This window comes from Giesbergeria anulus, from assembly GCF_900111115.1.
In the GTDB taxonomy this organism is placed as follows: Bacteria; Pseudomonadota; Gammaproteobacteria; order Burkholderiales; family Burkholderiaceae_C; genus Simplicispira; species Simplicispira anulus.
The window spans coordinates 45,488-70,302 of sequence record NZ_FOGD01000013.1; the positions used below are offsets into that span (position 1 = coordinate 45,488).

Annotated in this window: 20 protein-coding genes and 6 pseudogenes; 15 read left to right on the forward strand and 11 right to left on the reverse strand. The window is 57.4% G+C overall.

Going from position 1 to position 24,815, the window contains the following annotated elements; translation table 11 throughout:
* The first annotated feature begins 54 nt into the window (after positions 1-54).
* On the forward strand, positions 55-459 hold the full coding sequence (locus tag BMX55_RS14260) for a cytochrome c (protein WP_342707699.1): 405 nt from the start codon (positions 55-57) through the stop codon (positions 457-459).
* Positions 446-1,957: an efflux transporter outer membrane subunit gene (locus tag BMX55_RS14265; protein ID WP_091458856.1), complete on the forward strand. Its 1,512-nt coding sequence runs from the start codon at positions 446-448 to the stop codon at positions 1,955-1,957. Before BMX55_RS14260 ends, BMX55_RS14265 begins: the two co-directional genes overlap by 14 nt.
* Here the strand turns inward: BMX55_RS14265 and BMX55_RS14270 are convergent.
* Positions 1,944-2,558, reverse strand: a complete 615-nt coding sequence (locus BMX55_RS14270) for a recombinase family protein (protein WP_091458858.1) — start codon at positions 2,556-2,558, stop codon at positions 1,944-1,946. The two genes, BMX55_RS14265 and BMX55_RS14270, sit on opposite strands and share 14 nt — an antisense overlap.
* A gap of 587 nt (positions 2,559-3,145) precedes the next feature.
* On the opposite strand from BMX55_RS14270, the gene relB reads away from it, so the two are divergent.
* The 3 genes from relB (at position 3,146) to BMX55_RS14285 (ending at position 5,016) form a co-directional block, all read left to right on the forward strand.
* The gene (relB, locus tag BMX55_RS14275; protein WP_091458913.1) at positions 3,146-3,373 is read left to right on the forward strand and encodes a type II toxin-antitoxin system RelB family antitoxin; all 228 of its coding nucleotides are present in this window, start codon (positions 3,146-3,148) and stop codon (positions 3,371-3,373) included.
* Complete coding sequence (locus BMX55_RS14280) at positions 3,357-3,623, forward strand: type II toxin-antitoxin system RelE family toxin (RefSeq protein WP_091458860.1); 267 nt, start codon at positions 3,357-3,359, stop codon at positions 3,621-3,623. The genes relB and BMX55_RS14280 overlap by 17 nt, the downstream gene beginning before the upstream one ends.
* Before the next feature lie 202 nt (positions 3,624-3,825).
* Positions 3,826-5,016 (forward strand): replication protein RepA, encoded by a 1,191-nt coding sequence (locus tag BMX55_RS14285; protein WP_245751496.1) that lies wholly within the window; start codon positions 3,826-3,828, stop codon positions 5,014-5,016.
* Positions 5,017-5,873: 857 nt separating this feature from the next.
* Here the strand turns inward: BMX55_RS14285 and BMX55_RS14290 are convergent.
* Positions 5,874-6,668, reverse strand: a pseudogene (locus BMX55_RS14290) (Tn3 family transposase); the annotation flags it as partial.
* Between the two features lie 15 nt (positions 6,669-6,683).
* On the opposite strand from BMX55_RS14290, the gene BMX55_RS14295 reads away from it, so the two are divergent.
* Entirely contained in the window at positions 6,684-7,109 is a 426-nt protein-coding gene (locus BMX55_RS14295) for an endonuclease domain-containing protein (RefSeq protein ID WP_218144513.1), read from the forward strand.
* Here the strand turns inward: BMX55_RS14295 and BMX55_RS14300 are convergent.
* Positions 7,106-7,993 (reverse strand): LysR substrate-binding domain-containing protein, encoded by an 888-nt coding sequence (locus BMX55_RS14300; protein ID WP_066553272.1) that lies wholly within the window; start codon positions 7,991-7,993, stop codon positions 7,106-7,108. The genes BMX55_RS14295 and BMX55_RS14300 overlap by 4 nt on opposite strands.
* 189 nt (positions 7,994-8,182) lie before the next feature.
* On the opposite strand from BMX55_RS14300, the gene phnC reads away from it, so the two are divergent.
* Genes phnC through BMX55_RS14320 form a run of 4 tightly spaced genes read left to right on the forward strand, consistent with a single transcriptional unit; the run spans position 8,183 to position 11,701 of the window.
* On the forward strand, positions 8,183-9,004 hold the full coding sequence (gene phnC, locus BMX55_RS14305; protein WP_035242057.1) for a phosphonate ABC transporter ATP-binding protein: 822 nt from the start codon (positions 8,183-8,185) through the stop codon (positions 9,002-9,004).
* Positions 8,998-9,873: a phosphate/phosphite/phosphonate ABC transporter substrate-binding protein gene (phnD, locus tag BMX55_RS14310; protein ID WP_024815577.1), complete on the forward strand. Its 876-nt coding sequence runs from the start codon at positions 8,998-9,000 to the stop codon at positions 9,871-9,873. Before phnC ends, phnD begins: the two co-directional genes overlap by 7 nt.
* Complete coding sequence (gene phnE / locus BMX55_RS14315; RefSeq protein ID WP_008903165.1) at positions 9,870-10,670, forward strand: phosphonate ABC transporter, permease protein PhnE; 801 nt, start codon at positions 9,870-9,872, stop codon at positions 10,668-10,670. Before phnD ends, phnE begins: the two co-directional genes overlap by 4 nt.
* A gap of 17 nt (positions 10,671-10,687) precedes the next feature.
* Positions 10,688-11,701, forward strand: a complete 1,014-nt coding sequence (locus BMX55_RS14320; RefSeq protein WP_091458863.1) for a phosphonate dehydrogenase — start codon at positions 10,688-10,690, stop codon at positions 11,699-11,701.
* Between the two features lie 232 nt (positions 11,702-11,933).
* Here BMX55_RS14320 and BMX55_RS14325 read toward each other — a convergent pair.
* From BMX55_RS14325 to BMX55_RS14350, 6 genes and pseudogenes are all read right to left on the reverse strand, one after another.
* Positions 11,934-12,470 (reverse strand): annotated as a pseudogene (locus BMX55_RS14325) (IS3 family transposase); the annotation flags it as partial.
* Between the two features lie 377 nt (positions 12,471-12,847).
* Positions 12,848-14,893 (reverse strand): GAP1-N1 domain-containing protein, encoded by a 2,046-nt coding sequence (locus tag BMX55_RS14330; RefSeq protein WP_091458865.1) that lies wholly within the window; start codon positions 14,891-14,893, stop codon positions 12,848-12,850.
* Complete coding sequence (locus BMX55_RS14335) at positions 14,878-15,789, reverse strand: TRAFAC clade GTPase domain-containing protein (protein WP_091458866.1); 912 nt, start codon at positions 15,787-15,789, stop codon at positions 14,878-14,880. Before BMX55_RS14335 ends, BMX55_RS14330 begins: the two co-directional genes overlap by 16 nt.
* Positions 15,782-16,798: a TRAFAC clade GTPase domain-containing protein gene (locus tag BMX55_RS14340; protein WP_091458868.1), complete on the reverse strand. Its 1,017-nt coding sequence runs from the start codon at positions 16,796-16,798 to the stop codon at positions 15,782-15,784. Before BMX55_RS14340 ends, BMX55_RS14335 begins: the two co-directional genes overlap by 8 nt.
* A 6-nt stretch (positions 16,799-16,804) precedes the next feature.
* On the reverse strand, positions 16,805-17,869 hold the full coding sequence (locus BMX55_RS14345) for a GTPase-associated system all-helical protein GASH (protein WP_091458870.1): 1,065 nt from the start codon (positions 17,867-17,869) through the stop codon (positions 16,805-16,807).
* Positions 17,870-17,888: 19 nt separating this feature from the next.
* Positions 17,889-19,193: a metallophosphoesterase gene (locus tag BMX55_RS14350; RefSeq protein ID WP_091458871.1), complete on the reverse strand. Its 1,305-nt coding sequence runs from the start codon at positions 19,191-19,193 to the stop codon at positions 17,889-17,891.
* Between the two features lie 500 nt (positions 19,194-19,693).
* Here BMX55_RS14350 and BMX55_RS14355 point away from each other — a divergent pair.
* From BMX55_RS14355 to BMX55_RS16500, 3 pseudogenes are all read left to right on the forward strand, one after another.
* Positions 19,694-20,186 (forward strand): annotated as a pseudogene (locus BMX55_RS14355) (IS66 family transposase); the annotation flags it as partial.
* Between the two features lie 71 nt (positions 20,187-20,257).
* Positions 20,258-21,633 (forward strand): annotated as a pseudogene (locus BMX55_RS14360) (IS30 family transposase).
* A 4-nt stretch (positions 21,634-21,637) separates the two neighbouring features.
* Positions 21,638-21,951 (forward strand): annotated as a pseudogene (locus tag BMX55_RS16500) (integrase core domain-containing protein); the annotation flags it as partial.
* Between the two features lie 33 nt (positions 21,952-21,984).
* On the opposite strand, the pseudogene BMX55_RS14365 reads toward BMX55_RS16500, so the two are convergent.
* Positions 21,985-22,176 (reverse strand): annotated as a pseudogene (locus BMX55_RS14365) (transposase); the annotation flags it as partial.
* A gap of 105 nt (positions 22,177-22,281) precedes the next feature.
* Positions 22,282-22,731, reverse strand: a complete 450-nt coding sequence (locus tag BMX55_RS14370) for a hypothetical protein (protein ID WP_143059690.1) — start codon at positions 22,729-22,731, stop codon at positions 22,282-22,284.
* 367 nt (positions 22,732-23,098) lie between these two features.
* Between BMX55_RS14370 and BMX55_RS14375 the strand changes: the two genes are divergently transcribed.
* Positions 23,099-23,710, forward strand: coding sequence for a hypothetical protein (locus BMX55_RS14375; RefSeq protein ID WP_091458877.1), 612 nt, complete (start codon positions 23,099-23,101; stop codon positions 23,708-23,710).
* Complete coding sequence (locus BMX55_RS14380; protein ID WP_091458879.1) at positions 23,703-24,716, forward strand: nucleotidyl transferase AbiEii/AbiGii toxin family protein; 1,014 nt, start codon at positions 23,703-23,705, stop codon at positions 24,714-24,716. The genes BMX55_RS14375 and BMX55_RS14380 overlap by 8 nt, the downstream gene beginning before the upstream one ends.
* Positions 24,717-24,815 lie beyond the last annotated feature (99 nt).

Here is a 24,815-nt window from a genome sequence, read left to right on the forward strand (position 1 = left end):
ATGAACAGCACTAAAAAACCGTTCCTGGTCATTGCCACCGTGCTTTTCACGGTGATGACCATATCAGTCAACCCTGCTGGCGCGCAGGCAGAATCCGCAAAGCCGATGGCGCTACGTGGTGTGATGGACAAATTAGGCCGCGACATGCAAGCCATTACAGGCGCAATTTCCAAGGAAGAGTGGGCGGTGGTTGCCGAGTTGGCGCCGAAGATTGCCAACCACGCAGAGCCTCTCGTCGCGGAAAAAATGCGCATTCTTGCTTGGCTCGGAACCGATGCTGGGAAGTTTCGCAGCCACGATGGGCAGACGCACGAATCTGCTACAGCTATGGGCGACGCAGCCAAGCGTGGTGATGGTCTAGCCGTCATCTCTGCTTTTTCGAAGGTGCAACAAAGCTGTCTCATTTGTCATCAGAGCTTCCGTAAGCCGTTCCTGGAGCATTTCTATGAAAACCGATGACCTGACTTGCACGGGCCAATGCACGAAACCCAGTCAAAGTCCAGCCAGAGCCCTGACATCTCTCGCACTTGTTGGTTTGTTGGCTGGTTGTGCGGTCGGGCCTGACTTCAAACGCCCCGAAGCGCCGACTACATCCAAATACACCGTTGCCACCATGCCAGCGCAAACCGCCTTGTCCACAATCCCCTTGGGGGAAGTGCAAACCCTCCGGGTCGGTCGGGAGGTCAGTTCGGAATGGTGGCACAGCCTGGGGTCATACAGACTCGATGCACTGATTGCATTGGCTTTACAAAACAGTCCCACGTTAGCCTCCGCAAAATCGACACTGCGGCAGGCGCAGGAGCTTCATGCTGCGCAAGCGGGATCAACGCGCTACCCCCAAGTCGATGCGAGTATCGGTGCGCAACGCCAACGCATGAGCTCCAGCGGTCTCGGATTGGCCGGCGAGGCACGTGAGTTCAGTCTTTACAACACCAGTGTTGGCGTAAATTACCGCCTCGACTTGGCCGGAGGGAATCGTCGTGCGCTGGAAGCGCTGGCCGCTCGTGTGGACTACCGGAGCCATGAACTGGCGGGCGCGCAACTGACCCTTGCGGCAAATATCACCACCACCGCCATTGTCCGAGCAAAACTCGCGGGTCAGCTTGCGGCCACCAAAGCGATGGTCGAAGCACAGGACGAGCAGATCAATGTCACCCGCGAGCGGGTGCGTTTTGGTCAAGCAGCACCGGACGAACTGCTTGCACAGCAAACGCAGACCGAACAGACTCGTTCTGGACTACCCCTGTTGCTCAAGCAACTGCAACAAAGTGAGCATCTTCTGGCTACGCTTTCCGGCCAGGCCCCTGGTGACGCGAAGGTGCCGGATTTCACTTTGGCCGAGTTCAAACTGCCCACCGAATTGCCTCTTGTGATGCCTTCTGATCTGGTGCGCAGACGGCCTGATATTCAGGCGGCAGAAGCATTGCTTCACGCGGCGAATGCCGAATATGGGGTGGCGATCGCCAAGCTGTATCCACAAATCAACCTCAGTGCAAACCTTGGCTCACAAGCACTCACAACCGGGGCTCTTTTTGGCGGCAACTCTGCTGTTTGGAGTGTGCTGGGGCCGTTGACCCAGTCACTATTCAATCCGGGACTACCCGCAGAAAAACGGGCATCGCTGGCGGCATTGGATGCCGCAGCGGAAAATTATCAGGGCGTTGTGCTCGACGCTCTGCGCAACGTGGCGGACACATTGAGCGCACTGGAGCACGATGCACAGGCATTGAGTTCACTCGCGTTTGCAGACTCAACTGCACAGTCTTCTCTTGAATCCACGGGGCGTCAGTATGCGCTTGGCGCAGCCAGCTACACGCAATTGCTGATTGCAAGGCAGCAGGCTCAACAAAATAGCATTGCCTTGGTCGCAGCGCAGGCGCAACGACTTGCCGATAGTGCCGCTCTATTTCAGGCGATGGGTGGTGGTTATGATGGATTGAAGGTCAAGCCTTACTGAGCAACTTCGTTCCGTCGGAACGCAACTGACCGGAGGGTGAAATATGCCGATACAAGGTCTGCCGGGTAATCCCGAGTTCCTGGCACAAATCGCTGACCTTGGTTTCCGGTTGCCCCATAGCCGCCATGGCCAAGCGCAGCTTGGCCGCCGTCATCTTGAACGGCCGCCCGCCTTTCCGTCCGCGTGCCCGTGCCGACGCCAAACCGGCAACTGTGCGTTCGGCGATCAGCTCGCGCTCGAACTCGGCCAGCGCAGCGAAAATGCCAAAGACCAGTTTGCCGGCGGCGGTCGTGGTGTCGATGGCCGCGCCGTGGCCGGTCAGCACCTTGAGGCCGATGCCACGTCCAGTCAGGTCATGTACGGTGTTGATCAGATGCCGCAGGTCGCGGCCGAGCCGATCCAGCTTCCAAACCACCAACGTGTCGCCGGATCGCAGCGCCTTCAGGCAGCTTGCCAGGCCCGGTCGATCCTCTCGTTTGCCTGATGCTTGATCCTCATAGAGATGAGCTGGATCGACGCCGACAGCGATCAGCGCGTCGCGCTGTAAGTCGGTCGCTTGGGAGCCGTCAGCCTTCGACACCCGCATGTAGCCAATCAGCATGTTTCACCTGTCACATATACGTTCGATTAAGTGACAGCATGAGCCAGAACACTCCGGTCATCAAAAATTGTTACTTAAACCGTAATTTATTCTAAGACATGCAAAGGGTGGGAAATGATCATGATGTGACAGAAATTCCGTCAGAGGCCCTTCTTGGGAGGTAAATCGAAAATTCCATAAACCTCCCGTCAATCGATCCCAAAACTGCCGCAAACCCACCGCACCAGGGACATGAACATCGTGGACAGGATGCCAGATATGTGCCTCACGGCGCAATCTGGAATTTCGCCCGCTAGGTCGCTTCGCGCCCGTCGCAGTCAACTCAGGGCTTCGCCCCGAGACCCCGGTGGAACAGACTGACAAAGCACAGCGCGCCTGGCACGAAACCAATCCAGCCCGGACGAAGGCACGATGCGAGCTGGCTGTGTGGCATAGCCCCGACCAGAGGACTGGGGGAAAGAGGCCCTGCAGCGCGCTGAGTGAGAGCTGAAGGACATAGCCTTTGACCGGTCGTCATGTGCAATGCCGAAACTTTCCAAATCCATATCGAGATACAATGAATACATGTATTCAAAAAGGACATGAGCATGGCAACTTCTGTACGGCTTGCCCCAGAGACTGAGAAACGGCTGGACTTCCTCGCTTCGCACACGGGACGCACCAAGGCCTTCTACCTGCGCGAAATCATCGAGCAGGGCATTGAGGACATGGAGGACTATTACCTGGCCTCCGACGTGCTGGAGCGCGTGCGCAAGGGCCAAGAGGCGGTGCATTCGGCAGCTGACGTGAGGAGCGCCCTTGGCCTGGACTATTGATTACACGGCCTCGGCCTTGGGGCAGCTGAAGAAACTCGACAAGCCCACAGCACGACGCATCGTTGACTACATGGAAGAGCGGATCTCAGAAATGGACAACCCGCGCAGCACCGGAAAGGCGCTGACTGGCCCGCTGGGAGGCCTATGGCGTTACCGGGTGGGCGAATGTCGCGTGATCTGCGACATCCAGGACGGCGCTTTGCGCGTTCTGGTGGTTCAGCTGGGCAACCGGCGCGAGGTCTACCGATAACCTCAACGGATCATGCCAGTGGCTGTCGTCGCGGCCTCGCTGCGCAGCAGTGGCCATGAGTGACTATTGTGAGTTGATGCAAAAAAATCTCACGTTTTCAAGAACAAAACAATGAACTAGCATCACTGCGCAATAGCGGCCCTGCTGGGTGGAATCAGCACCCAACAGAGCCTGACCAAATTCAACTAAGCGAGAGTCAAACATGGCGTTTAATGATTTTAACCAAGGCTTCGATGAGGCCGCTTATCGCGACCAAATGATTGCGGCGGGTTTACCGGCGCAGGATGCCGCAGCAACGGCAGCAAAAACGGCAGCAGCACACCGCTTTTCAATGAACGGCAATTCGTACCGCCTCCAGCTCATCGCCGCAGGCATGGCCCCTGAGCAAGCCAAAGTGGCCGCAGCCGCTCTGTTCATGGGGGCAGCAGAAGCCAAAAAAAACAGCACACTGGTACCCAAGAAAAAGAAAGAAGCACCCGTAAAACTGACACCACCAGCTATTTTAGAAAAGCCAAAGGTCGGGCCAGTCACAAAGCAGCAAAACAAGCTGCTGGACGTGGGCGCGGAAATCGCCAGTACGAAGCAGGACGAATACGGCGAGTTCATGTCTTTCACCCATGCCGTACTGTGCCAAGTGGGATTGCCGCGTGCCAAGACCGACGCCCGCGAGTTCATGCGCAAATCCGGCGATGCTTGGGTGAACGTGCAAGCCGGATGGCTGGACGAGGGCAAAGGGCCAGTGCAGCAGCCTATCCCCTACGGGGCTATGCCGCGTCTGGCGCTGGCGTGGGTGTCGTCCTACGCCAAGCGCTACAACACCCGTGAAGTTCCCATTGGCAACAGCGCTGCCGAGTTCTTGCGCCTCATGGGAATGGAGAGCCAAGGCGCACGCTATGCGACCTTGCGCAAGCAAATGCATGCGCTGGCCGCCTGCCGCTTGCAGCTTGGTTTCAAGGGCAGGACGTTTAACGGCCAGCCCGTCGAGCAGTTCGATGCATGGTTGGCAAACGGCAAGGCCGATCAGCGCACGCTATGGCCGGGGGTGATGGTGTTGTCTGACGTGTATTTTAATTCGCTGATTGAAAGCGCTGTGCCACTGGACAATCGCGCCCTACACGCCCTGAAAGGCTCTGCGTTGGCTTTGGACGTGTACGCATGGCTTGCCCATCGCCTGCACCGCATCGAGGGTCGCCCGGTCATTCTGCATTGGAAGTCGCTGCGCGAGCAGTTTGCGCAGGAGTATCAAGGAAAAGACCCTGATAAAGACTTCAAAAAGAAGTTTTTACCGGTGCTGAACAATGTGCAGGTGGTCTATCCGCAAGCCAAGGTTAAGCAGGTTACGGGCGGGTTGATGCTTATGGGTTCGTCGCCACCGATTCCGAAGAAGGCTTAACCGCGCACCGCACGGGTGGGCTATCGTGCTGCGCATTGAGCCTTGTTCCAGTCTTACTCCTTCGGACTTCTATCCCTTTCGCCATGGTAATGGCGAAACCACGGCGACGCTGGTCAGCGTGCCGGCGTGACTGTCACGATAAATCAGACCCCCCACCATTGGCGACAGATTCGCCCGACCTGGTACGCTGCAAGTTACCAATCAAAAGCACCCAGAAAAGAATAAAAAAACAGGCCACGCCTGTGGAAAATCCCTGTGAAAGTGGTGATTTATCCACGATAAATCAGACCCCCCCACTGCGATAGATCAGACCCCCCCATAGCGGTTTTTCACGATAGATCAGACCCCCCTTTTCACGATAGATCAGACCCCCCCAAAACCTGTAAGGTTTACCTATAGTTCCTTCCTATAAAAATTACCTGTAGTTGAAGACCCAAAAACCGGGGATAACTCAACCGCCTGCGCAAAATGAAGCACCGCAAAGCGGTCTGCGACCGGGGCACCCCTGCGGGGTTCCCCCACCCTTCGGGCGGCCCCCCCTCCCGCAACACCAGCTGGCCTTCGGCCTAGAGAAATAACAACCAGGAACGCGGCACTTGCCGCGCAGGGTTGCACCACCAGACCGCCCAGAACAAAGCCCAGTGTCCAAAACCAGGGCACCGGAAACCCTAAAACCAGTTTTTCAGTAAAACACCGCAAACCGTTTGGCATGGCTTCGCCATAAACAGCCAAGGAAGGCCGGAAACGTGGCGCCAGTGTGTTTTTTGATGGCGTCTAAGGGCTACGGTGCGGCAGCGCCTTGAAACGCGCCTGCGGGCCTAAAAGGGGTCGTCTCAGAAAACGGAGAATAAAGCACGTTAAGCCGATTGCAGAGGTCGCAACGGCCTGAACTTGCCCGCGCCGATCTTGGCGCTGCTGCGCCAGAGGTAATCGCCGGTCAGATTGATGTGTTCCCAGCCCAACGGCGACAGGTACTGCAATAGCGTTTCATCGACGGCATGGCCGTTGCTACGCAACGCATGCGCTGCGCGCTCCAGGTAGACCGTGTTCCACAGCACGACAGCCGCCGTCACCAGATTGAGGCCGCTGGCCCGGTAGCGCTGCTGCTCAAAGCTGCTGTCGCGGATTTCGCCCAGCCGGTTGAAGAACACGGCGCGGGCCAGTGCATTGCGTGCTTCGCCTTTATTCAGCCCGGCATGGACGCGGCGGCGCAGCTCAACGCTTTGCAACCAGCCCAGGATGAACAACGTCCGCTCGATGCGCCCCAGCTCACGCAGGGCGACAGCCAGGCCGTTTTGGCGCGGATAGCTGCCGAGTTTCCTAAGCATCAGCGAGGCCGTCACCGTGCCTTGCTTGATCGAGGTGGCCAGGCGCAGAATTTCGTCCCAATGGGCGCGGACGTGCTTGATGTTGAGAGTGCCGCCGATCATCGGTTTCAGCGCGTCATAGGCGGCTTCGCCTTTCGGGGTGTAGAGCTTGGTGTCGCCCAGGTCTCGGATGCGCGGTGCGAAGCGGAAGCCCAGCAGGTGCATCAAGGCAAAGACGTGATCGGTGAAGCCCGCCGTGTCCGTGTAATGTTCCTCGATGCGCAGGTCGGACTCGTGGTACAGCAGGCCGTCAAGCACGTAGGTGGAATCGCGCACGCCGACATCCGTTTAGACATGCAAGTGAAGGTCGATAACTATCGCTTGGACTTCGTTGCCAACCGGACTTTCATCATTGAGATCGACGGTGCCGCTTGGCATTCATCTCCCGAGGCGGTGGAGCGCGACAGAGTGCGCGATGCAGCTATGGTGGCGAAGGGCTATAAGGTGCTGCGCATACCCGCTAAGGTGGTACTAAATACGCCCAAGGAGGCGGTGAGGCGTGTAGACGTGTACCTGGGGCGAATCCAGCCAGAACCTGCTGTATCAAATATTAGGAAGTCGTTGAACGAGCTACTCAAGCATCAGCAAGCGCTTTCAACAGATCCAGTGATGAACCCAGCGGCCAAGAATGTTTTGTTTGTGGAGAAGGATGGCGCGAAGCTGGATGCAGAGGTGGATGCACGGACCATGCCCCACGGCTGCATGGAATCCAAGTTCCATACCTAGGCAATTTTCTGACTTACGCTATGCGCCAAACCCAGGAAGATCGAGATCAGTGGAGCTTGATGCCGCTCCTTTCTACAGATGAAGTGCACCTGTGTCGCCATGCTGGTGTCTGAAATAGTTAACTTAACAAGGCGAGGATCCGGCCTGTAGGCTGTTTCCGCCACGACGCCTAGGCCCAGCCCCTCCGCCACCGCCTCTCGAACGGACTCGCGGCTGCCCATCTCCAGAGCCACCTGCACCTCGACGCCTCGCTCCTTTAGTTCTTGTTCAAACACGCGTCTGGTCGTCGATCCTTCCTCTCGGATGACGAACCTCTGACCCTGCAGATCACGCAGTTTGAGAGTGGCCCGTTGCGCGAGTGGGTGTTGGGTGTTGCCGAATATCACCAATCGCTGGGTACGGTAAGCCGCGCCAAATAGATCTGGGTGAGCGACGTGATTGAGCACCATGCCCACGTCTCCCTGGTAGTCAAGAATCTTTTCAGTGATGGTTCGCGAGTCGCCTACGCCAACAGCCACGTTGACCTGGGGGAACTGTTTCATGAACAGCTTCAACACGGGCAGCACGTTGTGCGGCCCGATGGCATGGATGACCAGTCGCCCTACGTATTGATTTTTCGCAGCAGCGAGCAGTGCGTGCGCATCTTCCTCGCCACTGAAGGTACGCCGGGTGTAGTTCAACAGAGTGCGTCCAAAGGACGTGAGTTCAAGCCGCCGCCCGCGCCGATGAAAAAGCTCCACGCCGAAGTCGACCTCCAGGCGCTGTATGTGTGAAGAAACAGTCGGTTGTTGAATAGCGAGCACTCTCGCGGCAGCGGTCATGCTGCCGGCTCGGGCCGTTGCGTCAAAGGCCTTCAAGGCTGCGAGGAGGCTGAGTCCAGACATTGATGTGATCTATGGGTGCCCTCATTTTTAGGGATGAAAGTTTCATATTCATGACACCTTGGTCACCCAGACTTGAGCTGTGCTTCCACTGAAGCTGTTTCTTCCAGAACCTCCTCTTTCCCGAGAGATACCTCTGACCACTTGAGTCCTGGTGTGCGTCTAGCGCACCACAACAAATGAAACCGAGCTATGAAAACTGCAATTCGCGAGAGCCATCTGAGCTTGCGGGGTATCACGGTGACCTATGCCGATGGTCACACAGCGCTTGCGCCCACCTCGCTGGAGGTACAGCATGGCGGGTTCCTTGTGCTGCTGGGCGCGTCGGGCGCGGGAAAGTCAACGCTGCTGCGCAGCATCAATGGCTTGGTTAGCCCCACAGACGGAGAGGTGTCGGTGGCCGATCTGCCGGGCGGCACCGTCTCAAAACGCAACCTTCTTGAGCATCGGCGCCACTGCGGCATGGTGTTCCAGCAGCACCACCTGATCGGGCGGCAAAGCGTGCTGGCCAATGTGTTGATGGGCAAGCTCGCCACCCGCGGATCTCTGGCGTCGTTGTGGCCTTGGAGCAAGGCTGACAAGCTGGAGGCGCTGGCGGCCATTGACCGCGTAGGCCTGCTTGAGAAAGCCCTAGCACGGGCAGACACCTTGTCTGGTGGGCAACAACAACGCATTGGCATTGCGCGTGCCTTGGTGCAAAAGCCCCGCCTGCTGCTGGCCGATGAGCCGGTGGCCAGCCTCGACCCGGCGACCGCGCAGAGTGTGTTGACCCTGCTTCACGACATCTGCAAGAAAGACCGACTCACGGCCATCGTGAGTCTGCATCAAGTCAACCTCGCGCGCATGTTCGCCGACCGCATTGTGGGCCTTCGCCAGGGCCAGGTGGTGTTCGACGGGACAGCAGCGCAGTTGACGGAAGAAGCCCAGTCTGCCCTGTACGCGAAGTCGTCACCTGCCAACATGGGCAGTCAATTTGATTCCCCCTCTCAATCCAAGGAGTTTTTACCGTGCTGAATCGTCGCCGTTTCCAATTTATCGCTGCCGTCACTTTGGCCGCCCTGTTGCCACTTGGCGCCCATGCCGAGGGCAAAAATCCTTCCAAGCTTCGCGTTGCACTGTTGCCGGACGAAAACGCCGCCACCATCATTCAGAACGCACAGCCTCTGAAGCGGTATCTGGAGCAGACCCTGAAGAAGGAAATCGAGGTCACGGTGACCACGGACTACTCGTCGATGATTGAAGCCATGCGCTTCGGCCGCATCGAGGTCGCCTACTTTGGACCGTTCTCTTACGTGCTTGCCAAGTCCAAGGCGCCCAACATTGAGCCATTTGCCGTTGGCGTGGAGCGCGGCTCGCCGACCTACCAGTCGGTTCTCATCGCCACGGCAGGCGGCCCGGTCAAGACCCTGGCTGACGTTCGTGGAAAGCCTTTTGGCTTTGGCGATCAGGCTTCGACGTCCAGTCACCTTGCACCGCGCGCGCACTTGCTTAAAAACCACCAACTGAACGGCGAGACTGACTACCGCCCCGTTCACCTGGGCACGCACGATGCCGTGGCCCGAGCTGTTCAGGCAGGGCAGGTTCCCGCCGGCGCTCTGTCAAAAACCATTCTGGACAACCTCATCGCAAAGGGCATGGTGGATGCCAACAAGATTGTGCAACTTGAACTGTCGGCACCCATTCCGAACTATCCCATTGCGATGCAAGGTAATCTCACGCCGGAGCTCAAGGAAGCCATCCGAGCCGCCTTTCTTCAGATGAAGGACGCCGAGATTCTCAAATCATTCCGTATCGAGGCCTTTGCCGCTACCGATGACAAGGCCTACGACATTCTTCGCGACACAGCACAGATTCTCAAGCTTGATCTGGGACGCATGAAATGACATCGGTAGCCTTGGAATCCATAGTTGCCATCGACGGACAGCAGCGACTCAAACGGCTGGGCGCCGCCTGTGTCGTTCTGTTCGTCTGTGTGGTGGCTTTGTATGTCACCGGCTTCTTTGACGCGCAGCGTTTCATCGAAGGCGGCCCAGCGATTCAGCAGTTGGCCTCAGAGATGGTGCCGCCGAATTTCGAGCGCTGGGAGCACTGGGTCATTCCATTGCGTGACACCTTAGCCATGTCGATCGCAGGCACGGCGCTGACCGTTCTGGCGTCGTTGCCGCTGGCCCTGGTGGCGGCGCCCAACACCGCGCCGAATGCGGTGGTTGGGCGAATCGTCAGAACCATCTTGGCTGCATTTCGGTCTGTGCCTGAAATCATCCTGGGCATTCTGTTCGTCGCGGCCGTGGGCTTTGGGGCATTGCCTGGTGTGCTGGCGTTGGCCCTGCATTCCACGGGCATGGTGGCCAAGTTCTACGCCGAAGCCATAGAGCACGTGGACCCGAAACCTCTGGAGGCCGCTAAGGCCGCGGGCGCAAGCCGGTTTCAGGTCATCACCCATGCTGTGTTACCGCAGGTTTTGCCCCAGTTGGCGGACATCACCATCTACCGATGGGAATATCACTTTCGCGCATCGGCAGTGATGGGCATCGTGGGTGCGGGCGGCATTGGCTTCGAACTCATGGCAGCTCTGCGCCTGATCAAGTACGACGAGGTCTCCGCCATTTTGCTGTCCATCCTCATATGCGTGCTCGTGGTCGACGGCATTGGGTCGGCGCTTCGCAAACATCTGAAATAGAAAGAGAGAGGAAGGTAATGATGCCGAAAATTGTGGTGACGCAGCCCATCCATGAAGCAGTTCTGGCGCGTCTTCGATCCGCCGGTGATGTAGTGATGAATCAAGGGCCTGAGCCCTGGAGCGAGGAAGAGCTTTACCTCCACCTGAAGGACGCCGACGCCATGATGGCGTTCATGCCTGACCGGGTAAACAGGCGAACTTTGTTGAACGCTCCACGGCTCAAGACCATCGCTTGCGCATTGAAAGGGTATGACAATTTTGACCTGATGGCCTGTGAACAAGCGGGGGTCAGCGTGAGCTTTGTGCCAGACCTTCTGACAGAGCCCACGGCAGAGCTGGCCATCGGTCTGGCCATTGCCGCTGCGCGTCACGTGCTCGCTGGCGACACCCGTGTTCGCAGGGGCTACGCCGGCTGGCGTCCTCAGCTGTATGGAATAGGTCTGCACGGCTCGGTCGTGTCGGTCGTTGGCCTGGGCGCCGTGGGACGGGCCATCGTTGACCGCCTCTGCGGATTTGGTTGCGCTCAACTGCTGGGCGTGGACCCGCATGGTGATGACGAACGCCTGACCATGGTGAGCCTGGGTGAGGCCCTGTCGCAATCCGACTATGTCATTCTGGCCGTTCCGCTGCTGGACGTAACGCGTCACCTCGTCAATGACACCATGCTTGAAGGTGTTCGGCGGGGGCAGATCCTGGTCAACATTGGGCGAGGCTCGGTTGTGGACGAGGCTGCCGTGGCACGGGCGCTCAAGGACGAGCGCCTGGGTGCCTACGCCGCCGATGTGTACGAGATGGAAGACTGGCTGCTGGCAGACCGTCCACGCCAGATTCATCCGGAACTCTTGCAACACCCCTCCACGGTTTTCACACCCCACATTGGTTCGGCGGTGAAGAAGGTTCGCCGAGCCATCGAGTTGCAGGCTGCTGAAAATTTGCTCGTTGCGTTAAATGGTAATGAGCCGCTTGCACACTACGAGGCATCGCACCGAGCGGCTCATGTGGCAGCTTCGCACTGCTCGGTGCAGCCATGAGGTCACCACACCAGAGAATGCTTTTGGACGTTCTATGGTTCTGGCCGATCTAATTCTTTGAGAAGACCTTGGCTACGTGTTTCGGACCCGCGGGCCAACTGCGGATGCTCTTCGCAATGGTTCCGATAAGCCGTGCCGCCAAGTATCCGGGGTGGGATTCCCCCGGTTTCTCGGACGGTTTTCTGGGATCGTTGCCTACATCAACACTGAATCACACCGGGTTTGGTGGAGGCTAGTTTGTTGAAGTGCAGGCGTTAGCCTGCACGGTATTGGCAACTTGCCGCCAGTAGTTTGCCTCAGCTTCCGCCGGTGGTATATGCCCAATGGATTCCAGCAATCTGCTGTGGTTAAACCAATGCACCCATTGCAAGGTTGCCAGCTCCAGCGATTCACGTGTTTTCCATGGTCCTCGCTTGTGGATGACCTCCGTTTTGTACAAGCCGTTGATAGTTTCAGCCAGGGCGTTGTCATAGGAGTCGCCGGTGCTGCCCACCGAAGGCATCAGGCCAGCTTCCTCCAAGCGCTCTGTGTAGCGAATGGACACGTACTGACTCCCCCTGTCGGAGTGATGAATCAGCTTTTCATCGCTTGAAGGATGCCGTGCGTAGAGAGCTTGCTCCAATGCATCCACAACAAAGTCAGTGCGCATGTGGCTGCTGACTCGCCAACCCACAATCCGGCGGGCATAGACATCAATCACAAAGGCCGCAAACATCTGACCTTGCCATGTCGATACATAGGTAAAGTCTGCAACCCAAAGCTGGTTAGGGGTCGTCTCAGAATTCGGAAAAAATCGTACGCTAAGCCGGGTTGCGACCTTGGTGATGCGGGGTGTGCTGGAGCGAGTGGATGTCAGGCTGACGTATGCCCCAATTGGACGTCAGGTCAGAGAGGTAAAACCGTCAGAGTAGGGCCGTTTTCTGCATTTCTGGACACTACTGATGCACGGTCTATAGCCCTAACCTGACACCTTGCACCCTTAGCGTACGATTTTTTCCGTTTCGTGAGCTGACCCCTTGAATGCAACGCATTCGTCGAGCATTCCCACCTAGGTGCGGTTGGTCAGCGTTTTCCTCGGCTGCTCCTCTTTTTGTGAAGAGCTTGTGCACTGAAGAGCCATCTCAGCTCCTTATCCGCAGGTCTCCGCTAATTGACTTTACGGTCGATGATATTCGCCCGCTCATCCCACCAAGCTTCAGTGCCGCCACGAAGTGCTCTACGCACCTTATCCAGATAGCGGCGCCCCCCGTAGCTTTCCGCCGCAAGGTTGACCAACTCATTCCAGAGTTTGCCGTCGTCGACGACGGTACCGAATTCGATGGGGGGTAGTTCCCGGGCGATGAAGCTGTCGACGACCGCGTGCCGGAGCTTCTCGCACTGTTCCCACTCACGCCAGACCGACCCGTATGGCAGCCGCCGCTTGGCGATGCTCCACACCTCGTCTGTAAGGCGCTCTGATGCCATCGCCTCGTGGAGGCGCTGCACGGAGAGGGAAAAGAGCCTGCCAGCAGACTTCGAACACCATCCTCTGGCGCGGGTGAAAAGGAGGGAGGCGAGCAAGTCTTCGCATCGCACGTCATTTGAGGCTCTCGTACGCTCGACTGCCGTCACCCATGGGTCGGTCCCGACCCTGTTCGGTAGGATGTCTGGGTCTAGGTTCTCGGCCAGGACAAACAGTAGTGGCCTGTGCCAGATGACTCCGCGCGACATTCCTTCTGCCAGATCGTCGATACGACGTGCAATCGCTTGAATCCAAGCTAGCCTAGAGCGGATTTCAGCGACATCCATGCTGGACAGTGTGCTCACCAACGGATAGATGCCGAATCGGTCAACCATAACTGTTGCACATTCGTCGCGATTGGCCTCCATTAGCGCGCTTACGATCCTGACAGCCCTATCCTTATCTGCGTCCAGAGAGCCGATTAGTCTTGACGTGTCCAGTGAGGCTATCCGCCAGAACGATGCACGCTCGAAGACGTCCGGACGTGAGGGAAGCACTGCCATTGCAGCGTCGGGCACGGCCTCAATCAGATCGATCAGCTCCTCTGCATCCGCTTCGAGGAGCGCTGCATTGACCGCCTTATGGAACGGATCGTCCTCCGGCAGGTCGTCGGCGAGGAGGTCAGGCCTCCATCGCAGCAGGGCTCGGCCGATTATGAGCGGTTCTACGCCAAGCAGGTCACGGTCTGCGCGAACCTGCTGCAATGCGAAATCAAACAGCCTTTGATCTACGAGTCTAGGTCGCGAGAACACCATGCGCGCAGCAGCAGCTCGACCCATGCGGCCTTGGTTCGGCCCCAGCTGCTCAAGTTCGGAAACTGCTTCGGCCAAGCCAAACGACCCTGCGTTTTGCTCCAGGGCAGCGTACAAGTGGACAAGCGGAATCATTGCCGCCCGACCGTTGGAGACGTCCGACCCCACCTCGCGCAGGAACTTCCGCAGGCCCGATCCTGTAGGCATCACGAGGTCGTAGAGAAGGGTCTCGATCCAGTCGCCCCGGTTTTTCACGTGGGCGACCGCCCGATCAGGCATTTTCGAACGACTCGTTCGACTAAAATCCATCAGCTGAAGATCAAACGCGTCGGCCGAGGTGGAGCGATCTTCCGCAGAGAACGTGCAGAACCTAAAAGCCCGACGCAGGCGGGGCCACTGCTGCATCCATATGGCTACGATGAGCTCTTCGTCTTCGGGACGCTCGCGTTCGTCGACAATCCTGCCCTTCGGTTTTCCATAGAGCGCGCTGACCCACTGACCAACCCGCCTCAGATCGGAAGGCGCGACTGGAGTCGGTGCCCTGGAGGCCATTACCTCGAGTTGTACTGCGAACGCTGTCCATCCGCCGGCGGAGGGGCGTTGGAGGCGCTCGAGCAGGTCGTCCACCGAGCCGAGCCTCGCGAGATCTGCAAAGTCTATGAGAAGGGAATGGGTCCATACGCAACCCGGCCGGCTCATCTCTGAGGCGGCCCAGGTTCGCGCTAGGACGTACTTGCCAGATTCGGCGAGAGGATATCCCGTGATATAGCCGTTCGCAGGAATGCGGCTGCCGCTTCCGGACGCGTCGCTAAGCACCAACATAGTACGCGCGTCAGACTGTGGAAGCTTGAGCGATCCTTCAATAAGACGGTGGCCCTCGCTGTAGCCGTGAAGCGTCTGATCGACTTTTATGCGATCCCTAGTCAATCCATTAGCCATTTCAACGGTTCTGTCAGGTCGTTCGATTCGCGTTCGGCGAAGACGAGACGGATGCGGTTGGCCGCGATGGCCACCTCTCGCAGTCGCTCCGCGTCGCTGCCGTTAGTGGTTTTCTTCTTCGGTGCTTCTCCGTTCACGGGTTGGGCGTTTGCCTCGTTGCCGTCGTACTCCCCGCCCTGTGCGCTGACTCCGTACACCCGGGTCGTCCAGCCGTCACGGGCGGCTTCGAGGTACTGAGCGAGGAGGGGCAGCTTTTGCCTGAGGAAGGCGTCAGGCGTAAGCCTTTCACCCTCAACCTTGTCCCAGGCGCTAATCATGACGACGATCTTGCGTCCCGTACGGCCTACGGGAGCATGCGAGATTAATTGGAGCAGATCCACTAACTGCACCTGGGTAGGGGCGAGGCTTGGGCGCCAATCTTTCGGAAGGGTTTCACCCGTCTCCCTGCCCATCGCCCTGCGCTGTGCGGCGCGCTCCGCGACCCAGGCGGGAGCCTTCACTTTGTTGCCGTTTAAGAGCAGCAGAATGTTGCCGTCGGCAAGGCTCTCGCCCAGTACGTGCCCGAGCTCGCGATCTTCCCACATTGCGCGGAAGTCTTCGCCTGGCGCATCGGGCATCGCGACCTGAACCACCTTTCCGGCGGCGTCCTTCAGATTCATCTTTACCGCACTTAAGCCCGTGAGCCTGGTGCGCGCTTGCTCGGTCGCCTTCCGCCAAACCGTCACGATCTTGCGCAGATAGCTATGATCGTTGTCTCCGATTGAGTCGAAGGCAAGCACCTTTGTGACGCGTCGCTCGTTAACAAGCTCCCACAACGCCGCCAGAAAGGTAGTCTTGCCGGACCCTGGCAGGCCGATGATCGAGATTGATACTTGGTGCTTGCCGCTTTCAGCCACGTTTCGCCTCCTCAATCATGAGGCCGTCGAAGACACGACCGCTGTAATAGCGCTGCCTAATGCCTTGGGCCTCCGCTCCTGGCTTCATCCAGAACTCCAGCATTTCGGCCAAACCTGCGCCACGCACGACGTTCGCATCCTTGGGCGACGCGGAGGTGACGAAAGAGCCAATCTCGCCGAAGTGGGAGGCAAATGCATCTCTAATGCCATCGATGATGGCAAGGAAGTCGCGTTGCACTTGATCCTTGCGGGGCGAGGCTTGCACGGCGTCGTCCTTAGTTAGGACGATCGCGAGATTGGGCTTCCGTGAGAATGCGCCGTTCTCGACCATGCCCTGGATGATTAGCGGTATAGCGCCCATGACGTCTGCGCGGTCACGCGACGATGCTAGCCGCCGGCCATCTACCAGCACGGTGATCACGTCGGCCCGCCGGAGTTCGAACATGGTGGTTGCGTTCGCCGCAAGGTCAGCGACCTCCTCATACTCCTCGCCCGAACGGTCGGCGATGAGCAGCGACTGGAGCAGCCCATCACGCAACACATCGAAATGGTAGAAGCGTACTTCGCCTCTCTTTGTTCGCTCCGAATGCGGTTCGTCGCGCTCCGAAGCGGCCCTTGCGTCGTGACAGATTATCTCCAGCCCGTGCAAGGTTGATGACCCAGCGAAGATGATGTTGGCTACAGGGCCCATCTGGAACAAGTCGAAGAGACCGGCAATGACGCTTGTCTTGCCGGAATCGTGCACGCCGATCACGCCAATCATCCGTGAGAGTAGCGACGCGAACACGCGGTCGGCGCGTCTGCTCTCAAGCGGAAGCGCGTCGGGCAAATACACGCCGTTGAAGGGGGCAATTACCTCCTGATCATCATCGGCCTCGTCCTGATCACCCTCTTCTGGCTCCTTGCCGTAATAAAGACACTTGGCGAGATCGTCGTGGCCTTCGATGCACCGGCCACTCTGGGCGATGCGACACTCGCGGTTTGCGCAGACTAATTCAGTTTCAGCCATCGTGGATCAACGCAGCCAGAGGATTTCGCGGTAGAACTGTTCCGCGAGCGCGATGGGCGACATGGTGGCCCCGACATCAATACCTGTTGTGGCAGACCATCCGGCATACCAGCCCTCGCCGGCCCCAGTCTCCTGGCGCCTAAGCAGCGCAAAATGGACTGGCGAAGTGACGGGTGACGGCTTGCGTCCCTTCAGAACTGCCGATGTCCAATCGTCTGAAACGGCATTTACCGCATCAACGATCTTGATCTTACCCGTCGCTTTTACGCCGGCGCGCGACAGCAACCCTGGTATCGAGTTCGGGCCCGGGAATATCTTCGTGAGCGATGCAAGGTCGTGCGCGAACACAAGAGGCCTCTCGCTGAGGGGGAGATCGGCGAAAGACTGATTCGAAAGCAGTGATCGCTGTCCTAGAACCCACGATAGTAGGTCTAGCTCCTCGTCAGCTTTCTTACCAGTTTCCACGAGCACCTTGGTGGACTCATTGAACTTATCGACGAGATCGGTAAGCGCTTCGCCCACGGTTTCGGTGAATTGGTCGAAGACTGTTTTGAACGTGATTGGGGAATTATGTACCACCCCGGAAAAGTCGGGCTCGAAATCAAACTCAGGAGCGGGAATGCTGATCTTGCTGAGATCAGGTCGGACGCGGCGTGAAGCGCCAAGCCTCGACAGAGCGTTCTCGGCCAAAGTGACCAAATCAACCGGCAGTACAAGTTTGCGCGCGCCGCCGCATGCGGTAGTGATCATGGCCAGTGCAACGAGCGAATTCGAACCGAGGTACTGTAGGACGACGCCGGCAGCCAGAACCTGGTTCTGTCGAGCTCCTTGTTCGATCGATGGGTCTGCCTCCGAGAACGCTTGATGAAACGCTACCAACGCCTCCTCCAACTCATCCTCATGATGCCCTCCGGGCGGCGACTTCGTGCCAAAGACTAGCCGTGCAAGCATCTCGCCTTGTGCACGCTTCCAGCTGCTTTTAGTGATGGCTTCGATAGCGGTCCAGCGTAGGGCCCGCTGTGCGCCGTCGGTCGAGATCTCTGAGTACAGTTTGGGAAAGTCGGCGTGCATATTGAGTTCCACTCCTAGTCTATCGTTCTCGCTCGTTGATGAGTTGTTCCAATTGGTCAAGCAGGCCGCGTTCTGCAGCGCGGATTAAGGCGACACCATAGCGTTGAGGCTCCGGCAAATTGATTTCCTCGTCGGTAATCAAACCTAGTCCTAGCGCGATCTCGCGCCGGTCGCTCCCGTCCAAGTCCCAGAAACGGTCAACGAGATGCCTGGTCTTCGAGTCGCCCATGGCTGCCTCCGCGTCTGTACATGGTGCGGGAGCCGTCGACTGCACCTTGACAGTCTCGGGAGTGACAGCCCCCACCATCGCGCCGGTCCTTACTCCGCACGCTTCCTCGACCGGAAAGGGTATCCAGTGCCTGAAAACGTCTTGACCATCATTCTTTCGAATCGGCTGAAAGCCCTCAGGTTGCGGCTGGTACTTGTAAAGGTGACTAGCGACGTCAATCCGCCGCTCCTGGCCCTCGCCTGCCACATTCAGTTCAATGATGTTGTAACTTGGTTCGAACTGCTTGTCCGCGTGCGACGGGTTCACTGAGCCTGCACTCCAGCGGACGTAAGTTGCAGCCTCATGGATTCGCTGCCGGTGCTTGTGGCCGAATACTTGGAACATCGCCCGCTCGTTGAGCATATCCTCAACGTCGTCACCATCGATAAGCCAGTCGGGCGGGTGATGGCAAATGGTGAGATTTACGACGTTTGGGGAAGGGTCGATCGTCTGTAGCGGGCTCAAATAAAGCGAGCCTCTGCTGTCGTTGGCGCCATTACGTCCCGACAATAAAGTGGATGTCAGACCATGAATCCGAAGCGTGACGCCTGATCCTAGCTCGCGTTCCTGCTTCCAGTAAAGATGGCCCGGATAAACCTGGCAGCTCATCTTTTTAGCGAACTCGTTGTATGCGGCATGGCCGTGGAAGAGTGCTTGTCCCGTGCCGTTGTGAGCGAGTTGTTTCTGGAGCATCCATAGTCGGTCGTCTTCGCTTTGGTCCAGGGAGATCATCGCCTGCGCATTCATCGTCGGTACGTCCTCGCACGACTTTCGGTTCACGTCGTGATTTCCGGGAACTACCCAGATGCTGGCACTGTCGCACCCGCATATCCCAGCCAAATTAAGCAACCAAGTTCGCGCCGCTTCGTATTCCCGCGGATCCGCTTGAAATGCTATGTCGCCGCCGACCATTATCGCGTCTATCAGCCCTATCGTGGCGACACGGCTAGTCAGGTGCCGTTCGAGACGCGTACGATAAGGCTTGTCCCTGTCGTGGTCAGGATCAAGGCATTCAGGGGCTCTAAAGTGAATGTCTGATAAATGGAGTATTCGCATCGTTCTATTTTTGAGACTGCGCAAGCTATAAACGGTGGCACCCGATATATCAATTAACTAACCTTAGCCTCGGGACTCACCTTGTTTGCGCTCCGCTATGAGATTGAAATCGTAGTTTTGACAGCTATAGAACGCCGATTCTCGAACCGTCACGTGGGCAATCGAGTATATGTGTAACGGCTGCTTAAGCAGCGTTGCATCGGTCCAATTGTCACGAATCAGGTTCATCGCGAACATAAGTCAGTTGCCGACGGCAATTCAGGCCTGCAAACACAGCCTTGTGACCGCTCAAGTGCTGCTCGACAAAGCTCCTGCGTACCCACGAAGGAAAGCAATGCCCCAGTATCCTAGCGTACATGGACGCCCCCGGTTTGCCAAGCTTTCAATTCATGGCAGCGAGAAGGTAAAGATTGCACCCGTACATTCGGACTTTGCTGCAGGCTTACCGCTGTCCCTGATGGGTTTCGCTGGTTGGTCTCTCTAGCGACAGATCGCACTCAAGGTGTGTGGTCTACGACTTCTGCCCCTCACGCGCCGGGGAACATGCGCGCAAGTTTCTGGGCGAATGGTCGGGTGCGCGACGACTACGCAGGCTACAAACAGACCTTCGCTGACCAGAAGGTCACGGAGCTGGGTTACATGGCGCACGCACGGCGCAAATTCTTTGAGCTGCACGAGACCAACAAAAGCTACATCGCAGGCTTTGCGTTGGAGCAAATCGGCAAACTCTACGAGGTCGAACGACACGCCAAGCAGCTCAATGGCGCACAGCGCCTGGCGCTGCGCCAACAACACTCACGCCCCATCCTGGACGCACTACACCAGTGGATGCAGCGTCAACGCCAACAGGTTCACGACGGCTCGGTCATTGCCAAGGCGCTGGACCACAGCCTGCGCCGCTGGGCCGCACTCACACGCTTTGCCGACAACGGCCACTGGCCCATCGACAACAACTGGGCCGAGAACCAGATGCGCCCGACTGCGCTGGGGCGTAAGGGCGGATTCAACCGGTCGTCGCAACACCATCAATCATGGAGGTGTTTATGGGACGACCTGCGGGGTGGATGCAGACGTTAACGGGGAGAGAGGCGATGCGCTCGCCGGGTGCTCCTTCGCACCGGCAAGAGATGGAGCGGAAGTTCTGGGAGAAAATTGCAACTGGAATCACAAGTGAGAAGGCCGCCGAGGCTGTTGGCGTGTCGCAGGCTGTGGGTTCTCGTTGGTTCCGCCATCGTGGCGGTATGCCATTATTCATGTCGAAACCTGTTTCTGGAAGGTTCTTGTCGTTCGCAGAGCGAGAAGACATTGGGCTCTTGCGGGCCCAAGATGTGAGCATGCGGGAGATCGCACGCCGTCCGGGGCGAAGCCCCTCAACTGTCTCCCGCGAGTTGACCCGCAACGCAGCGACTCGCGGTGGCAAACTTGAATATCGGGCGTCAGTCGCACAGTGGAAGTCGGAGCTGGTAGCCAGAAGACCAAAGCCTGCCAAGCTGGTGATCAACCCACGTCTGCAGCAATACGTTCAAGACCGCCTAGCGGGCAATATCCGTGATGCGCAAGGGCGCGAGGTCGCAGGATCTCGTCAATCTCCGTTTATCGGCCGCAACAAGCCTCATCGGGGTGACCGCAAATGGGTCAATGGCTGGTCGCCGGGGCAGATCGCCAAGCGGCTGCAGGTTGACTTCCCGGATGATCTGTCCATGCGCATTTCCCACGAAGCCATCTACCAAGCCCTCTACATTCAGGGTCGTGGTGCCCTCAAGCGCGAGCTGGTGAGCTATCTACGCACAGGGCGTGCTTTGCGCGTTCCACGGGCCAGGTCACAAGCTAAAGCATGGGCACATGTCAGTGAAGAGGTGATGATCTCCAGCCGTCCTGCTGAGGCAGAGGATCGTGCTATCCCCGGTCACTGGGAGGGGGATTTGATCATTGGCCTGGATCGGTCAGCCATTGGGACGCTGGTGGAACGGGCAAGCCGCTTCACCATGCCCGTTCACCTGCCGCGCGAGGCGGGCTATGGACTGATACCTCGAACGAAAAACGGCCCTGCGCTGGCGGGTTATGGTGCCCTCACCATGGCCAACGCTCTCAAGAGAACGGTAACCAAGCTGCCTACCCAACTATGGCAGTCATTGACTTGGGATCGTGGCAAGGAACTGTCGGACCATGTACGGTTCACCATAGAGTCTGGTGTGAAAGTGTTCTTCGCCGATCCACACAGTCCATGGCAGCGTGGCACGAACGAGAACACGAATGAGTTGCTGCGCCAATACTTCCCCAAGGGCACCGACCTATCTCGTTGGAGCGAGCAAGAGATTCAAGTAGTGGCACTGACCTTGAACAACAGGCCACGCAAGATTTTGGGTTGGAAAACACCGACAGAAGTGCTAAACGACTACCTAAATCCGCTGAACAACCCGGTGTTGCGACGACCGGTTGAATCCGCCCAGTACGTCAGCATTAGGTACACCGATAGGCTCAAGCAAGCGGGCATACAGCCATCGGTGGGCAGCAAGGAACAGCTATGACAACGCACTGGCCGAAACTATCAACGGGCTGTACAAGGCCGAGTTGATTCACCGCCGGGCTGCCTGGAAGAGCTAGGCAATCCGTGGAACTAGCGACTCTTGAATGGGTGCACTGGTTCAATCACGTCCGACTGCTTACGCCGATTGGGGGTATCCCCCCGGCAGAAGCTGAGGCAAACTATTGGAGGCAACTCGCCACCAGCAACACCTCGACAGAGGTATTCACTTAAACCAACCAGCCTCCTCGAAACCCGGGGCTGTTCAGTCAAACAAAACTGAATGGCTGCATCCGAGAACTTGGGGCTGCGCCAGCGTTTGCCGCTGGCAGCTGCAAACCAGGCCATGCCTTTATCGAACCAGACTGTCAGTGAGCCTCGGGCTTTGACCGAGGCGTTGTAGTGCTGCCAGTTGGTCGTGCGGTAACGCAGTTTGGGCTTGTCGGTACTTGAACTCATGCTGCAAGCCTACAGGCTAGCAGCTGGCATTTGTGCAACGAAGTCCTTTGAAAGGAAACATGAGCAAGACAAGCAAACCCTGACACAATCATCACCCACCCAGACTCATAAAGAGTCCTCAAACTTTCCGTCAAAATGGGGCCAGGGCAAGTCCAACGTCGCGTCCTGCCAGCCCTGCGCGGTTCGTTGAAAAATACGGCTAGATGCGTGTAGTTTAGCCAGCGCATACCAGTCATGGTCATCTCCATCTGCCGGAATGTATGGACGGCCGTTTTGACCAAACGTATCAATGGAGAAGTCGAACAAGCGCTTGATCGGCACGTTTTGGTGGAATTTTCCCAAAGCTGTAGCTGCAGCGATAGATTCCTCTAAATGCTCTGGAACCAGTGCCATGTAGACCCCAGGAACATCAACATCGTCGGGGTAGAGCTCGTCTTCGTCACATCCTGTGACGACCGTAATCAAGACGGATTGAAAGCGCTCCTCGTGCAAGTACATGTCTTGACCCGCACCAAGAAACGATGCGCTAGAGAAAGATGTGGAAATAGTATTCATCGGATTGGTTTTCTGTATGTATGCCGCAGCGAAGTTGCTGCCATTGGAGAGACACCATCGTCCCTCGATCAGGGTATAGGCACAGAAAATTCCGATTTGGGGGGCGTGTCCGAATTTTTGTGTAACGATTCGTTTCTCAGAGATGAGGCGCTGACCAAGCTGTTTTACCTAGCCCTGCGCAACATCAGCCAGAAGTGGACGATGCCCATCCGGGATTGGAAAGCGGTCTTGACCCGATTTAGTATCTAGTTTGGAGAGCGCATCTCCAGCCATTGAAGTCCGAACCATTTACACAAAAATTCGGACACGCCCGCTGCAACGAGTGGTTCCCTTGGAGTTTGCATGAAACGTCAGTAAACTTTCCTACATGACGCAAACCGTAAAAAGCCCTCAAACCCAACGCAAACCCGGCATTCATTTCCGTGCTGGTCAGGTTTATCGGCGCAAAGACTTAGCTGGCTACTTTCCTAGCATCGATCGCGATCTAGGCCGTTTTGTGCAGGAAGGCAAGCTGTGCAAGGCTGCACAAGGCCTGTATTACGTCCCCACGCAAACCCCGTTTGGCCAATCCCCACCACCCGAATCGGCGCTAGTGGCTAAATTTCTGGAAGACGACCGGTTCCTGCTATTCAACCCCAGCAGCTACAACAGCCTGGGACTGGGCATGACGCAGCTCTACAACACCACCGTGGTTTACAACCATAAGCGTCATGGCAAATTCAAGCTGGCGGGCATGGAGTTCGATTTCCGCGAGAAGCCCAACTTTCCCACATCCAAGCAAGTGAACCGTGAATTCCTTCTGGTGGACATGCTCAACAACCTAGATCAGCTGGCCGAAGACCACGACAAAGTCTTGCAGCAGGTAGCAGCCAAGTTGCCAACCTTCGATACCGCGCGACTCCAGAAAGCCGTCAAAGCGTACGGTTCGGCCCGAACCCGGCGCCTGATGAGCGCCTGGGAGGCCACTGCACATGACTGAGGCCAGCCCCTCCAAGAAAAAGAAGCCACCCGCTGTCTTTCTGCACGACCACCCCAACTTTTTAGACCTGATTCGCCAAGTCGCCCAACAAGAAGGTATCGCCCCTTACCTGATCGAAAAGGACTACTGGCTCATGCATGGCCTATGGTGCCTGCAGCAACAAGGCTGGATATTTCAACTCAAAGGGGGCACCTCGCTATCGAAGGGCTTGAAGTTGATTCAACGCTTCTCGGAAGATATCGATCTGCGCATCGAGCCTCCGCCCGGCCAAGTGGTGCCGGTGGGCAAGAACCACGACAAGCCGGCACAAATCCAAGCCCGAAAAGCCTATTTCGACTGGTTGTCCGAGCAAGTTCAAGCACGCCCCCTGCCTGGCTTTAGCGGCACAGAGCGTGCGCCCGAGTTTGATGATGCCAAGTACCGCAGCGCCGGCATTCGCATGATCTACCCCGTGGCCACAGACCATCTGCGTGGAGTCAAGGAAGGCATCTTGCTGGAAGTAGGCTTCGACGACACCGCCCCGAACCAGCCTTGCGACATATCGAGCTGGGCGCTGGATGCAGCGCACAAAAGCGCGGTCGCCTTCATCGACAACCGCGCCTTGGGTGTGCCATGCTACAGCCCGGCTTACACCTTCGTCGAAAAGCTGCAAACCGTCTCCACCAAGTTTCGCAACCAGCAAGCCTTGCAGGCCCGTGGTGCTGACACGGCAGAGAGCTTCCCGAAGAACTTCCTGCGCCACTACTACGACTTGTACTGCTTGCTGCAAAGTCCCGAGGTGCAAACCTTCATTGGTACCCCTGAGTACCAAGCCCGCAAACAGGTGCGTTTTCCGAAGGCTGACAACCTCGATATCGCCAGCAACGAAGCGTTCCTACTGTCTGATCCGCAGGTGCGGCAACTCTACACCCGCAAGTACGCAGAAACCCAGGGCCTGTACTACACCGGTCAAGTCTCCTTTGACGAGATTTTGCAGCGCATCGCTGTGCACATCGCCCGACTTTGATGGGGGTCACCTCAGGAAAACGTCGTGCATAGAGGTATGTTTTTGACCTTGTTCCACGTGGAACAGTGGTTTATTTGTAATAAATCACACATAGCACAT

What these genes read in the sequence shown, in the direction of transcription:
- BMX55_RS14265 (WP_091458856.1), top strand. Translation starts at nt 446, where the DNA reads ATGAAAACCGATGACCTGACTTGCACGGGCCAATGCACGAAACCCAGT.
- BMX55_RS14380 (WP_091458879.1), top strand. Translation starts at nt 23,703, where the DNA reads ATGACTGAGGCCAGCCCCTCCAAGAAAAAGAAGCCACCCGCTGTCTTT.
- BMX55_RS14270 (WP_091458858.1), bottom strand. Translation starts at nt 2,558, where the DNA reads ATGCTGATTGGCTACATGCGGGTGTCGAAGGCTGACGGCTCCCAAGCG.
- BMX55_RS14285 (WP_245751496.1), top strand. Translation starts at nt 3,826, where the DNA reads ATGGCGTTTAATGATTTTAACCAAGGCTTCGATGAGGCCGCTTATCGC.
- BMX55_RS14330 (WP_091458865.1), bottom strand. Translation starts at nt 14,893, where the DNA reads ATGGCTAATGGATTGACTAGGGATCGCATAAAAGTCGATCAGACGCTT.
- BMX55_RS14340 (WP_091458868.1), bottom strand. Translation starts at nt 16,798, where the DNA reads ATGGCTGAAACTGAATTAGTCTGCGCAAACCGCGAGTGTCGCATCGCC.
- phnC (WP_035242057.1), top strand. Translation starts at nt 8,183, where the DNA reads ATGAAAACTGCAATTCGCGAGAGCCATCTGAGCTTGCGGGGTATCACG.
- phnE (WP_008903165.1), top strand. Translation starts at nt 9,870, where the DNA reads ATGACATCGGTAGCCTTGGAATCCATAGTTGCCATCGACGGACAGCAG.
- BMX55_RS14370 (WP_143059690.1), bottom strand. Translation starts at nt 22,731, where the DNA reads ATGAATACTATTTCCACATCTTTCTCTAGCGCATCGTTTCTTGGTGCG.
- BMX55_RS14375 (WP_091458877.1), top strand. Translation starts at nt 23,099, where the DNA reads ATGACGCAAACCGTAAAAAGCCCTCAAACCCAACGCAAACCCGGCATT.
- BMX55_RS14320 (WP_091458863.1), top strand. Translation starts at nt 10,688, where the DNA reads ATGATGCCGAAAATTGTGGTGACGCAGCCCATCCATGAAGCAGTTCTG.
- BMX55_RS14260 (WP_342707699.1), top strand. Translation starts at nt 55, where the DNA reads ATGACCATATCAGTCAACCCTGCTGGCGCGCAGGCAGAATCCGCAAAG.
- BMX55_RS14300 (WP_066553272.1), bottom strand. Translation starts at nt 7,993, where the DNA reads ATGTCTGGACTCAGCCTCCTCGCAGCCTTGAAGGCCTTTGACGCAACG.
- relB (WP_091458913.1), top strand. Translation starts at nt 3,146, where the DNA reads ATGGCAACTTCTGTACGGCTTGCCCCAGAGACTGAGAAACGGCTGGAC.
- BMX55_RS14350 (WP_091458871.1), bottom strand. Translation starts at nt 19,193, where the DNA reads ATGCGAATACTCCATTTATCAGACATTCACTTTAGAGCCCCTGAATGC.
- BMX55_RS14345 (WP_091458870.1), bottom strand. Translation starts at nt 17,869, where the DNA reads ATGCACGCCGACTTTCCCAAACTGTACTCAGAGATCTCGACCGACGGC.